A 13,139-nucleotide genomic window follows, 5' to 3' on the forward strand; every position below is an offset into this window, starting at 1 on the left:
TAGGATTAAGATTCAATTTAATTGCTGGAATCTATAATTTAGAACTGAGTAAAAAATGACTTATGAAAGAAGTCTAAAGAATATTTTATATGATATTTCTTCTGGTAACGATGTTTGGCACTATTATTGGTCAAGTACCGCACATGATTTTGAATATAATTTATTTTATTTAGTTGTGTTTTATAATCTTACGATAACTTCTGATAGAAAGGATCGTAAAAATTATATACGTCCAGTACGTAATATTGGTTTAGGATAAATTAAATGAATACATCAGAACTTTCTATATTTTTTAAAAGTGCAGAACAAGTAGAAACTGTAGACCATTATTTATTGAATATTGCACAGATAGCAAGACATTTAGCAGAACCTAAAATGCTTACATCAACATTGCCTTCTGATGGTGTGTGGGTCGACCCAAAGACTGATTTAATGTGGTCGAGAATTAATATTGGACAAAAATGGCTGAATGGGGAATGTTATGGTGAAGCAAGCGCATTAGATTGGAAACAAGCTCAGGAAAGCTGTAAAATTTTTAACTTAGCAGGTTTTAGAGATTGGCGATTACCAAGTATTGAAGAACTTAGAACATTAGTCCAACAAAATAAAGCAGGTTATAGTTGTTCAGAAAATATGTTGTTTAAGCCAACAGAACGAGCATGGGGAGATTACTGGTCGAGTTCTTTCCATAGTTATTTTGATGATAATACATTTGTATGGTATTTGAATTTTAATAGTACAGAATCTAGTAATAGTTGGGAAATTATATTGCGCTATGTTCGTTTAGTCCGAAAGAATAAATAATATTTTATATTTAAATTATTTCCCGAGGTTTTTATTTGGAAATTATCAAAGTAATACAAGTATTTTAAAAATATTTTCTTCTTTTAAAGGTGATATTATAAATAGAGGCAAAGAGAAAGAAAAAATTCCTTTCTCTATGCTGCTTTAGAATTTTGACGAATATAAATGATCTGACCTTGATGATCTAGTTTAAAATCCACTTTTAACCCTCTTTTTATTTCAATATCTGCTTGCCATTGGTCATTAGAAAATTTATGACGATTAGAATTTTCATCAATAAGAACTCCCATTTGAGTCATTGTTGAATAATGTAAAATAAGACCAAGCATAATCATTCCTTTTATCATCATTATGAAATTGGAATGATTATGAGGTGTGGATGTGACAGGTTGTGTCATTTTGAAAAAAGTAAAAGAAAGTTTTTTATTCTTAAATTTCAGACATAAAAAAACCAGCATTAAGCTGGAATTTTTAGCACCAAATTTCATTTGCTGAAAAATGGTGCCCGAGGCCAGACTCGAACTGGCACGCTTTGTGGGCGGGGGATTTTAAATCCCCTGTGTCTACCGATTTCACCACTCGGGCTTTAAAACCAAATTTGGAGGCGGGGGTCGGAATCGAACCGGCGTACACGGAGTTGCAGTCCGCTGCATGACCATTCTGCCACCCCGCCATCATTTGGTGATGCACATATTAGCAACCTTTAGAAAAAAAACAATAGTGTTTGCCGTGAATATGCACATAAAAACAACATCTAAAAGAATATTGGTCAAATTATCATGTATTATTTACGCAATTGATTCATACCCACTTTGGAGATGCGCTGTGGCATTGGTTTTAGACGGTCGTGCGTTGGCAACACAAATCGAAGCTGATTTGTTGGTTCGTGTAGAAGCATTAAAAGCAAAAACGGGACGTACCCCAATTTTGGCAACAATTTTGGTTGGTGATGATGGTGCATCGGCAACGTATGTGCGTATGAAAGGCAACGCTTGCCGCCGTGTCGGTATGGATTCATTGAAAGTTGAGCTTTCTAAAGAAACAACTACAGAACAATTGCTTGCTGAAATTCAAAAATTAAATGCGAATCCTGATGTACACGGTATTTTGTTGCAGCACCCAGTGCCTGAACAAATTGATGAAAGAGCATGTTTTGATGCCATTTCATTAGCTAAAGATGTGGATGGCGTGACTTGTCTAGGTTTTGGTCGTATGGCAATGGGCGAGGCTGCATATGGTTCAGCAACTCCAGCTGGCATCATGACCATTTTGCAAGAAAACAAGATCGAGATCGCGGGTAAACATGCAGTTGTGGTCGGTCGCTCAGCGATTTTAGGCAAACCAATGGCAATGATGTTATTACAGGCGAATGCGACAGTGACGATTTGCCACTCGCGTACTCAAAACTTAGCTGAATTGGTAAAACAAGCAGATATTATTGTAGGTGCGGTGGGTAAAGCTGAGTTGATTCAAAAAGACTGGATCAAGCAAGGTGCAGTTGTTGTAGATGCAGGTTTCCACCCGCGTGATGGCGGTGGTGTCGGTGATATTCAATTAGTGGGAATTGAAGAGATTGCTTCTGCTTATACACCAGTTCCAGGTGGTGTGGGGCCAATGACGATTACGACTTTGATTCGTCAAACTGTTGAAGCTGCTGAAAAAGCATTAGTTTAAAGATTAATAGCCCCTCGATAAGAGGGGTTTTTTAGAATTAAAGATATATGAGTTGTACATTTCAATTTGCGAAAGCCCCTGAACATTTACTTCAAGCATTACATGAAGTCATCCCTAATACGGATCTACTAGCACAGCAGCTTCCTGAAACACCTATATCGTTATGGTTGATTCCACCAGTTTTTCCAACGGATCGTTTGGATGATGAGGTGATTCGTCGTATTTGGAATGAGACACCGTATTGGATTTTCTGTTGGGCATCTGGTTTAGCGATGGCACAGTGGTTACTCGCTGAGCCACATCATGTTAAAGATAAAGTGGTCTTGGATTTTGGTGCAGGTTCGGGCGTAGTTGCAATTGCTGCAAAAATGGCAGGTGCGAAACGTGTGATCTGTTGTGATATTGATCCAGTAAGTCTTGCGTCATGTCGTGAAAATGCATTGTTGAATGATGTTGAACTTGAATATTTGGATGATTTATATAAAGCCGAGCAAGTGGATGTATTGCTCGCTGCGGACGTTCTGTATGACCAATGCAATCGTTTCTTCTTAGATGAGTTTCTTAAGTTCGCACCTGAAGTTTGGGTTGCCGATAGCCGAGTTAAAAACTTTAGTCACCCTCAATATATGAAAATTGATGAACGTAGTGCAACGACTTGGCCTGATTTGGATGAATCCAAAGAGTTTAGAAATGTGAGTTTCTACTGCACAAAATAAATAATGTTTAATCTAAAAATAATCAGTGTTGAGACTATCAAATCTCAACACTATTTCCTTCTTACTCATGCTAAAACATTCAGTTGAAATAGAAATAATCTTCAAAAGGAAAGAAAATGAATATTCAACAGGTTGATGATAATAAACATGGAATATTTAAGCTGTTCAACGGTGAAACAGTAGCTGGTGAAATGGCTTACACATGGGCTGGGATACTTGTTAATTATTGATCACACTGATGTGAATGATCAATTTCGAGGGCAAGGATTAGGTCGAAAACTTTTAAATGAGTTAGTTACTTTTGCAAGAGGTCGCAACATTAAAGTCATTCCTTTATGCCCATTTGCAAAGTCGGTTTTCGATAAAGATCTATCGATTCATGATGTCTTGAAGGTGTAAAATATATAGGATGTATAAACCTAAATAAAAACTTATACATCCATGATTATTATTTATTCAGAACAAGTATAGCGAATGACTTTAAGTGTGGTCGGACGTGCCTCAAGTGCTTGGCGTGTTGCATATCCTTCACTGTTATTGAAATCAGGTGAATTAGAAAGTCCAAAAGTTGCACGACTATTTCCAAGTTTTACGCCGTATTGTTCTTGTTGTGTAGGATTCATAATTTCATTCACACTGAGTATTGAAATTTTATAAGTTTTTCCTACACCTAAAACTTGGTTGCATGCATGTTGTAATTTCTTTTGATCTAAATCTTGATTGGTACGTGCTGCAAGGGTGTAAGCAATCGTGGCTGAAGTTGTTGTTTTATTTTCTATTTGATAGCCCGTCACGCCGTTAAATTTGTGTGGTGTACTTTGACATGCAGTGATCACAAGTGTACTTGTAACAATAATGAATAAATTGGTTTTTTTCATATCTATGATCCTATTATTTCCATAATTAGTATGGCATAAAATAAGGTTGTTATTGTGAGTAATCTTTGAAATTGGCGCTATTCATCGTATTGAGGTTCAAAGTTAAAGAAAGAATTTTCGTTTTCGAACAATTTTGCATATAATCTGCCAAGTTTTTTATTTAATACAGAAGTCGTTGCTTTATTGCAGTATTTTTGCCCGTTTTAACGGGCATTTAGTTTATTGGTCTGCTATAAGGCAAGTCTGGATAGGTGTGTCATGATCTCTACAGATAGTCAAAAAAAATATGTGGTTGCGTTTGACCAAGGTACAACAAGTTCACGAGCAATCGTGTTGGATCATGATGCAAATGTTATTAGTATTGCTCAGCGCGAGTTCACGCAAATCTACCCACAACCAGGTTGGGTTGAGCATGATCCTATGGAAATATGGGCAACTCAAAGTGCAGTTTGGGTTGAGGCGCTAGCACAAGCGGGTATTTCAAGTGACCAAATTGCTGCAATCGGGATTACTAACCAACGTGAAACCACGATCATTTGGGACAAGAAAACTGGTAAGCCGATTTATAATGCTATTGTTTGGCAAAGCCGTCAAAGCAATGAAATTTGTAATCAATTACATCAAGATGGTTGGGATGATTATGTTCGAAAAGTAACGGGCCTAGTCATCGATCCTTATTTTTCAGCAACAAAAATAAAATGGATTTTGGATCGTGTTGAGGGCAGCCGTGAGCGTGCAGAGCGTGGTGAGCTTTTGTTTGGTACAGTTGATACGTGGTTGATTTGGAAATTAACCAATGGTCAAGTTCACGTGACAGATTATACCAATGCTTCACGTACCATGCTGTTTAATATAGAAACCTTAGAATGGGATGATAAGTTACTTCAAGCTTTAAACATTCCAAAAGTAATGTTACCAACTGTGCGTAGCTCATCTGAGGTCTATGGATACACACATACCATTAGCGGTCAGGAAGTTGGAATTCCAATTGCAGGTATTGCGGGGGATCAACAAGCTGCATTATTTGGACAAATGTGTGTAGAAGTCGGGCAGGCCAAGAATACCTATGGGACGGGTTGTTTCTTATTGATGAACACAGGGAAGCGTATAGTTCAATCTGAACATGGTTTGTTGACTACCATTGCATGTGGAGCAAAAGGTGAAGTGAATTACGCTCTAGAAGGTGCTGTGTTTAATGGTGGATCATGTGTGCAATGGTTGCGTGACGAACTCAAAGCGATTAATGATTCGTATGATTCTGAATATTACGCCACCAAAGTGAAAGATAGTAATGGCGTGTATGTTGTTCCTGCATTTACAGGTTTAGGCGCGCCGTATTGGGACCCAACCGCACGTGGTGCGATCTTGGGTATTACACGTGGTGTGAGTATTGAGCATATTATTCGTGCGACCTTAGAGTCAATTGCTTATCAAACACGCGATGTATTAGATGCAATGCAACAAGACTCTGGCGAAAAGTTGCGGACACTCCGCGTAGATGGTGGTGTAACAGCGAATAACTTTTTGATGCAATTCCAAGCGGATATTCTTTCGACTTCAGTTGAACGTCCAGCAATGAAAGAAACGACAGGGATGGGAGCTGCATTTTTGGCTGGTTTAGCTGTCGGTTTCTGGTCGGATTTAAATGAATTGAAGAGTAGAATGTCGATCGAACGAACCTTTATACCTGAATGCAGTCAGGATCAAACTGAAAAATTGTATAAAGGTTGGTTAAAAGCTGTCGGACGTACTCGAGATTGGGCAGAAGATTAAGCTAAAATAGCCGGATTTAATATGCCGTAAATAACACAGGATTGATGAGCATGAGCTTGATACTACGCCAACAAAAAACCCTCGAATTAGTACGAGAGCGTGGTTATATTAGTATTGAAGAACTTGCTCAACATTTCGATGTTACACCACAAACGATTCGTCGTGATATTAATCAATTAGCGGATGAAGGCCTTTTGCGCCGTTATCATGGCGGCGCTGCGCATGATTCAAGTGTTGAAAATACAGAATATACGATGCGTGTCGGGCATATGCTTGAGCAAAAAAGAACAATTGCTGAAGCTGTTGCTGCTGCCGTTCCAAATCACGCTTCTTTATTTATTAATATTGGTACTACAACCGAAGCAATTGCTCATGCACTACTGAATCACACGGGCTTAAAAGTCATTACTAATAACCTGAATGTTGCAAAGACCCTGAGCACAAAAGAGGATTTTGAAGTTCTGATTGCCAGTGGTCGTGTTCGTCCAGATGGTGGTGTCATTGGTCAAGCAACCGCTGATTTTTTCAAACAGTTTAAAGCAGATTATGCGCTTATCGGGATTAGTGGAATTGAAGAAGATGGCACATTGCTTGATTTTGATTTTCAGGAAGTGTGTGTCTCTCAAGAAATTCTTTCAAGTGCACGCCAAGTTTTTTTAGCCGCGGATAGCAGTAAATTTGGGCGTAATGCGATGATTCGATTAGGTTCACTTAAGCAAGTGGATTGTATTTTTACTGATCAACAGCCAAATGAGCAATTTATAAAAACCATCCGAGAGTTAGATGTTGGTTTGATTGTTGCAAAATAAATATTCATTTTCGAAAAATTGTTACTTTTCTTGAGTTAATCAATTTAACTCAAGATATATTCAATAAAAATTATATTTTTCTTATAAATAAATGCTGTTACCGTGTTTCTGAACTGTTAGTCTCTCCATCGAATTTTACCATTTATCTAAAAGTGTCGATGGATTGGCATTTTTTGATCTATTTTTTATTGTTTATTTTCGATTTATATGTTTAAATTTTCATTATCGAAAAATAATGAAAAATTTGTGGTGATCTATGCAAACTTCTCCTCAGACAAATGAAAAAATCTATGACCTTGCGGTCATTGGTGGTGGTATCAATGGTGTTGGTATTGCGGCTGATGCTTCAGGACGCGGTTTATCGGTATTCTTGTGTGAAAAAGATGATTTAGCCAGTCATACTTCTTCAGCAAGCAGTAAGCTCATTCATGGTGGTTTACGTTATTTAGAACACAAAGAATTTCGTTTAGTACGTGAAGCGTTAGCTGAGCGTGAAGTGCTATTGGCTAAAGCTCCACATATTATTCGCCCAATGCGTTTTATTATGCCGCATCGCCCACATCTTCGCCCTGCATGGTTGATTCGCACGGGTTTGTTCTTCTATGACCATTTAGGTAAGCGTGAGAAATTATTGGGTTCAAATAATGTCTATTTTAAAGAAGATAGCCCTTTAAATTCTGCGATAACACGTGGTTTTGAATATTCTGACTGTGCTGTTGATGATGCTCGTTTGGTTGTACTCAATGCGATGCATGCCCGTGAAAAGGGTGCTGATATCGTAACGCGTACTCGTTGTTTGTCTGCACGAAGAGATGGGCAGTATTGGATTGTTGATTTAGAAAATGAAAATTGTCAATTCCAAATTAAAGCAAAGGCACTGGTCAATGCTGCTGGCCCTTGGGTCGCAAAATTCATCAAACAAGATTTAGAGCTCAAATCACCTTACGGTATTCGCTTGATTCAAGGTAGTCATATCATTGTGCCGAAATTATATGAAGGTGATAAAGCCTTTATTATGCAAAATGATGACCGCCGTATTGTGTTCGCAATTCCGTATTTAGATCAATACACCATGATTGGAACTACAGATCGTGAATACCAAGGTGATCCTGCGCAAGTACAAATTACTCAAGCAGAAACAGACTATTTGCTTGAAGTGAGCAATGCACATTTCAAAAAACAGCTTACTCAAGCGGATGTTATTTGGACTTTTGCTGGGGTACGTCCACTCTGTGATGATGAATCAGATAATCCTTCTGCAATTACGCGTGACTATACTTTGGCTTTGTCTAAAGGTGAGGTGGGGCAGGCCCCATTACTTTCCGTATTCGGTGGAAAGTTAACAACTTATCGAAAATTAGCTGAGTCAGCTATGCAGCAGTTAAAAGCATTCTTCCCTGAAATGAAGGGGAGTTGGACTGCAACAGAAGCTTTACCTGGTGGCGAAAATATGGAGTCTGTTGAACAGTTGATGCGAGAAATTCGTGCACAAGTCACTGATGCATCAGAAGATTTAGTTAAGCGTTGGGCATCAGCTTATGGTTCACGTATTTGGAATATTCTAGGCGAGAAAAGTTCAGTTGAGCAACTTGGACAGAACTTTGGACAAGGTTTGTATGCACGTGAAGTGGATTATTTATGTACTGCTGAATGGGTAACTACGAGTCAGGATGTATTATGGAGACGTTCTAAACTAGGACTTAGCTTCACGCAAAAAGAATCGGAAGCTTTGGATGCTTATCTGATTGCAAAAACTCATAGCAACGAAGCGGCTTAAAAAGCGCTATAGCAGTATCTAAGCGCTGTCTTTAAAAAAGCCCTTTATCTAAATAACCTGAGTTCGGCGAACTCAGGTTATTTACTGATAGATGTGCAGGGGGCTTTGGGGGATGCGAATATTGTTATTTATTTGATAGAGCAAACAGCGATTTGACCAAGGATCCATTCATAACGAACGGAATAGTCTTGTGAGACTTGGTAGATTTCATTTATAGATGTATTGATACATAACAAAAACTCTACGTGAGGCCTTCACAATCTTTTCTAACGTCTAATTAAGATGCTTTTAACTTATAAAAAATTTAAAAATTAACTATTTTCATTTCAGGCTATTCATCAGTCTTAATAACAATATTATTCATATTTGTATAAGCTTCTTCTGAACATGTTGTTTTCATTGATATATCTATATAAATCCTAGAGAAATCTGTATCAAAAAACCACAACTCCCATTAATCCATTTCCGTATTGGCATACCTATGCAAGAGTTTAATCATTTGGGTAAACTCTTTTTTTGTTAATTTCTTTTTATTTTCCATGAGAACCTAACTACTCTTATGCGACAGAAGTGACACATAAGATGCTAAATTGGATCAGCCAAATAAAAAGGCCGCCGAAGCGACCTTTTCAAATTTCCCTTAATCTTCCTCTTTAATCAAGAGAGAAACTAGAGCGATTAAGCAGATTTAACAGCTGCTAATAATTCATTTTGACGATCTTTAAGTGCTTGTGGTAAACGATCACCGAGTTTAGTAAATAACTCAGTGTGGCTTTCAAGCTCTTTGATCCATTGGTCTTTGTCTTGTGCTGTAACAGTTTCGAATTGTTCTTTAGAGAAGTCGATACCTGTCCAGTTCAACTGTTCATAAGTTGGAACATAACCGATTGGTGTTTCAGTCGCTTCAGCACGACCTTCACAACGATCAATAATCCACTCAAGAACACGCATGTTTTGACCGAAACCAGGCCATACGAAGTTGCCTTCAGCATCACGACGGAACCAGTTTACATTGAAGATTTTTGGTAATTTGTTACCAGCAGCTTCTGCTTTAGCGCCAACTTCTTGACCAAGTTGTAACCAGTGACCGAAGTAATCAGCCATGTTATAACCAGCGAAAGGAAGCATTGCAAATGGGTCACGGCGAACAATACCTTGTTGACCAACAGCAGCAGCAGTTGTTTCTGAACCCATTGTTGCAGCTTTATAAACGCCATCAACCCAGTCAAAAGCTTCAGTTACTAAAGGTACTGTATCTGCACGACGACCACCGAAGATGAATGCAGAGATTGGTACACCTGCTGGATTTTCCCAGTCAGCATCAATAGAAGGGCATTGACCAGCTGAAACTGTAAAGCGAGCATTTGGATGAGCCGCTTTTTCACCTTCAACGTGAGGCTGACCTTTCCAGTTGGTTAAGTTTGCTGGAACTTCTTTAGAAAGACCTTCCCACCAAATTTCACCGTTATCTGTTACAGCAACGTTCGTATAGATAACATCTTTAGTTAATGTCGCCATACAGTTCGGGTTGGTTTTGGTATTTGTACCAGGTGCAACACCGAAGAAACCTGCTTCTGGATTGATTGCATATAAACGACCATCTTCACCTGGTTTGATCCAAGCAATATCGTCACCTACAGTTTCAATCTTCCAACCTTCATAACCTGCTGGTGGAATCAACATAGCAAAGTTCGTTTTACCACACGCAGAAGGGAATGCCGCAGCGATGTAGTGTTTCTCACCTTGTGGATTGGTTACGCCTAAAATAAGCATGTGCTCAGCTAACCAACCTTGCTCACGACCCATTGCAGAAGCAATACGTAAAGCTAGGCATTTTTTACCAAGTAAAGCATTACCACCATAACCAGAACCGTAAGACCAGATTTCACGAGTTTCTGGGTAATGAACAATGTATTTTTCATTGTTACATGGCCAAGCGACATCTTTTTGACCATCTTTCAATGGAGCAGCAACCGTATGAACACATGGGATGAACTCACCATCTGTACCTAATACGTCATAAACTGCTTTACCCATACGCGCCATTTTTGTCATGCTGACAGCAACGTAAGGTGAATCTGTTAATTCGATACCGATGTGTGCAATATGGCTTCCTAAAGGACCCATAGAGAAAGGAACGACGTACATGGTACGACCTTCCATTGCGCCATCAAATAAGCCGTTTAATTTCGCACGCATTTCAGCAGGCGCAACCCAATTGTTTGTTGCACCAGCATCTTCTTGATTTTCAGAGCAGATATATGTGCGATCTTCAACACGAGCAACATCAGAAGGGTCAGAATTTGCAAGATAAGAACCAGGATGTTTTTCTTGGTTAAGTTGTTGCATGGTGCCGTTAGCGATCATCAAGTCGATCAGACGTTGATATTCTTCCGCGCTTCCGTCACACCATTCGATTTTTGCTGGTTTGGTTAATTTTGCAATTTCTTCCACCCATGCAATAAGCTTAGGGTGACGAACGAATTCTGGTGCGTTCACTTGGGTCATGGTGATGCCTTTTTAAAGTGTGTACGACGTACAATTCTATTCATTGGATGACAATGAAAATAGATGAAGTAAAAAAAGTGGCTGTATTAAAGCATAAAATCGTAAAAAAAATAAGACTACCGTGCTTGATAGAGTCTTAATCTAAGAGTGTGTATTTATGGGTAACATATTGTTTTTGCGTAAATTGAGTATTTTTTAGTTCTATATGTAATTTTTTTATGTGTATTATTTTTATTTTAAATTATTATTAAAAACAATTAGATAGATTTGTTTATTTTTTTTGAGAATTATTATTGATAAATTGAATAATGCTCATCCAAAATTTACATAAACAAACTTTTAATTGTTGATTTTATAAACAAAAATACTGGTGATTTATCTTTAAGGCTGTTAGGTATGATTCAGAATTTACGGCCCTTGTCCATAATTTACAATCAAAAATCTGGCTTTCATGCAGCACAGCAAGAAGACCAGTATGAAGCTCTTATGGCTTTTTGGAGTCAGAAAGGATTTGAAATTCAGGTATTTGAATTAAATTCGCACATGAATTTTGATGAAATGATGAATAATGTTTTATCTCGACATCAACAGGAACATGCGCGTGGGGTAGTTGTTGCTGCGGGTGGTGATGGTACATTAAATGCCGTAGCAAAAAAGTTAATGCATACCAATATTCCAATGGGAATAATGCCCTTAGGTACGTTTAATTATGTTGCACGTGCTTTAGATATTCCGATTGATGTGGCTCTAGCAGCAGAAGTAATCGCAGTGGGTCAACCGCGCGAAGTTCATGTTGCAACGATTAATGATCAAATTTATTTGAACAATGCCAGTTTAGGTTTGTATCCTTTATTCATTAAGAAGCGTGAACTTTATAACCAGTATTTAGGGCGCTTTCCATTACATGCTTATACTTCGGCGTTAGATGTGCTACTGCGCGAACATAAATCATTAAAACTCGCACTCACTGTGGATGGGAAAAAATATCCTGTAGTTACTCCGTTAATATTCTTTGGTAATAATCAGTTGCAATTAGAGGATATGAAATTAAGAGTGGCTGAATGTGCTGCAAAAGGCAAGTTAGCTGGAGTTGTTGTTGCTAAAAGTGACCGAATCAGTTTATTAAAAATGCTATGGAAACTTGTTCAAGGTGAAATTGATCAAGCATCGGACGTCTATTCTTTTTGTGCCGAACAAATACAGGTTGACTGTAAAAAGGCCAAACTTACTGTTGCAGTCGATGGGGAATTAGTGGATATGCAACCACCTTTAAAATTCTCAGTAAAAAAATCAGCCTTGAAAGTGATGGCTCCAAATGTTGTTACACCTATCTGATCTACATTTTGGTACTGAACGTGAAGAATGTATTCAAGCGATACGACTGTTTTGCCAACAAAAACGCCCAGAGGCAATTGTAATCAGTGGTGATTTAACCCAGCGTGCGCGTTTCAAGCAATTTTATGATTGCCGTCAGTTTTTAGATTCTTTACATATCCCATATCTTGTTGTGCCGGGTAATCATGATATTCCGCTTTATCATGTCTGGAAACGCTTCTTCTCTCCATTTGTACGTTACCAAGCGTTTTTTGGCCGTTTAGAGTCTACTTTAGAAACGGAGCATTTTTATATTGTTGGCATGAATAGTATTCGTCGGAGATACCATACCCGAGGGCATATTTCTCTTGAGCAAATTCATGAAACGGATACCAAGCTGAAAAATGCACCCACAAATAAAATAAAATTGGTCACTTTCCATCAGCCTTTTTATACCTTCCCAAATGAGCATGGAGATAAGGATTGTCCTGTGCTTGCTAAAATTGCATTAGAACGTTGGGGTGAGACAGGGTTGTTTGGTTTATTACATGGGCATCTACACAAAGTTGCTGTTCATGATTTAAATCAAATTTTTCAATTGGGATTCAACCATCCTATTTTAGATATTCATGCTGGAACAGCAACTTCAAATCGTTTGCGTTTTGGGTTTTCAAATAGTTTTAACGTGATTTTAGATGACGGAACAATTGAGCATTATTGGTTTGATGAAAAACAGAAAATCTTTCTTCGATCATGAAATGCTGCTTAATTCGGCAAGATCATGTGATTGTGTTGAAAAAAACATCTTTAAATAGATTTTTTTTTAATTTCCCCCTTGAAGCCATTTTTTTTAACCCCACAAAAGTGACATATCAAATTTTGTTAT

At 38.1% G+C, this 13,139-nt stretch carries 11 protein-coding genes, 2 tRNA genes and 1 pseudogene; 9 read left to right on the forward strand and 5 right to left on the reverse strand.

Features of this window, described 5'->3' with window-relative positions; genetic code table 11:
- The first annotated feature begins 264 nt into the window (after positions 1–264).
- Positions 265–804, forward strand: a complete 540-nt coding sequence (locus CDG56_RS12845; RefSeq protein ID WP_087548095.1) for a DUF1566 domain-containing protein — start codon at positions 265–267, stop codon at positions 802–804.
- 134 nt (positions 805–938) lie between these two features.
- Here CDG56_RS12845 and CDG56_RS12850 read toward each other — a convergent pair whose 3' ends face one another.
- The 3 genes from CDG56_RS12850 to CDG56_RS12860 form a co-directional block, all read right to left on the reverse strand.
- A complete protein-coding gene (locus tag CDG56_RS12850; protein WP_227519067.1) occupies positions 939–1,133 on the reverse strand; it encodes a hypothetical protein in 195 nt (64 codons plus the stop codon).
- A gap of 170 nt (positions 1,134–1,303) precedes the next feature.
- A tRNA-Leu gene (locus CDG56_RS12855) sits at positions 1,304–1,389 on the reverse strand.
- Positions 1,390–1,403: 14 nt separating this feature from the next.
- Positions 1,404–1,477: transfer RNA gene (locus CDG56_RS12860), tRNA-Cys, on the reverse strand.
- A gap of 152 nt (positions 1,478–1,629) precedes the next feature.
- Between CDG56_RS12860 and folD the strand changes: the two genes are divergently transcribed.
- The 3 genes and pseudogenes from folD to CDG56_RS12875 all read left to right on the forward strand — a co-directional run bounded on the left by folD (position 1,630) and on the right by CDG56_RS12875 (position 3,593).
- Positions 1,630–2,478, forward strand: a complete 849-nt coding sequence (folD, locus tag CDG56_RS12865) for a bifunctional methylenetetrahydrofolate dehydrogenase/methenyltetrahydrofolate cyclohydrolase FolD (RefSeq protein WP_087536976.1) — start codon at positions 1,630–1,632, stop codon at positions 2,476–2,478.
- 47 nt (positions 2,479–2,525) lie between these two features.
- Entirely contained in the window at positions 2,526–3,194 is a 669-nt protein-coding gene (locus CDG56_RS12870) for a class I SAM-dependent methyltransferase (RefSeq protein WP_087548096.1), read from the forward strand.
- A 116-nt stretch (positions 3,195–3,310) separates the two neighbouring features.
- Positions 3,311–3,593: pseudogene (locus tag CDG56_RS12875) on the forward strand (GNAT family N-acetyltransferase).
- A gap of 53 nt (positions 3,594–3,646) precedes the next feature.
- On the opposite strand, the gene CDG56_RS12880 reads toward CDG56_RS12875, so the two are convergent.
- Positions 3,647–4,072, reverse strand: coding sequence for a hypothetical protein (locus CDG56_RS12880; protein ID WP_087548097.1), 426 nt, complete (start codon positions 4,070–4,072; stop codon positions 3,647–3,649).
- 258 nt (positions 4,073–4,330) lie between these two features.
- On the opposite strand from CDG56_RS12880, the gene glpK reads away from it, so the two are divergent.
- The 3 genes from glpK (at position 4,331) to glpD (ending at position 8,431) form a co-directional block, all read left to right on the forward strand.
- Positions 4,331–5,845: a glycerol kinase GlpK gene (gene glpK, locus CDG56_RS12885; protein ID WP_087536979.1), complete on the forward strand. Its 1,515-nt coding sequence runs from the start codon at positions 4,331–4,333 to the stop codon at positions 5,843–5,845.
- Between the two features lie 50 nt (positions 5,846–5,895).
- Positions 5,896–6,654 carry a DeoR/GlpR family DNA-binding transcription regulator gene (locus CDG56_RS12890; protein WP_005158113.1) on the forward strand — a complete coding sequence of 253 codons (759 nt, stop codon included), beginning with the start codon at positions 5,896–5,898 and terminating at the stop codon, positions 6,652–6,654.
- A gap of 256 nt (positions 6,655–6,910) precedes the next feature.
- Positions 6,911–8,431, forward strand: a complete 1,521-nt coding sequence (gene glpD, locus CDG56_RS12895; RefSeq protein ID WP_087548098.1) for a glycerol-3-phosphate dehydrogenase — start codon at positions 6,911–6,913, stop codon at positions 8,429–8,431.
- A 678-nt stretch (positions 8,432–9,109) separates the two neighbouring features.
- Here glpD and CDG56_RS12905 read toward each other — a convergent pair.
- Positions 9,110–10,939: a phosphoenolpyruvate carboxykinase (GTP) gene (locus CDG56_RS12905; RefSeq protein ID WP_005158109.1), complete on the reverse strand. Its 1,830-nt coding sequence runs from the start codon at positions 10,937–10,939 to the stop codon at positions 9,110–9,112.
- Positions 10,940–11,335: 396 nt separating this feature from the next.
- Here CDG56_RS12905 and CDG56_RS12910 point away from each other — a divergent pair, with 396 nt between their 5' ends.
- On the forward strand, positions 11,336–12,274 hold the full coding sequence (locus CDG56_RS12910) for a diacylglycerol/lipid kinase family protein (RefSeq protein ID WP_087548099.1): 939 nt from the start codon (positions 11,336–11,338) through the stop codon (positions 12,272–12,274).
- The gene (locus CDG56_RS12915; RefSeq protein WP_005158107.1) at positions 12,255–13,010 is read left to right on the forward strand and encodes a metallophosphoesterase family protein; all 756 of its coding nucleotides are present in this window, start codon (positions 12,255–12,257) and stop codon (positions 13,008–13,010) included. Before CDG56_RS12910 ends, CDG56_RS12915 begins: the two co-directional genes overlap by 20 nt.
- Positions 13,011–13,139 lie beyond the last annotated feature (129 nt).

The sequence above is a fragment of the Acinetobacter sp. WCHA39 genome (assembly GCF_002165385.1).
Taxonomy (GTDB): Bacteria; Pseudomonadota; Gammaproteobacteria; order Pseudomonadales; family Moraxellaceae; genus Acinetobacter.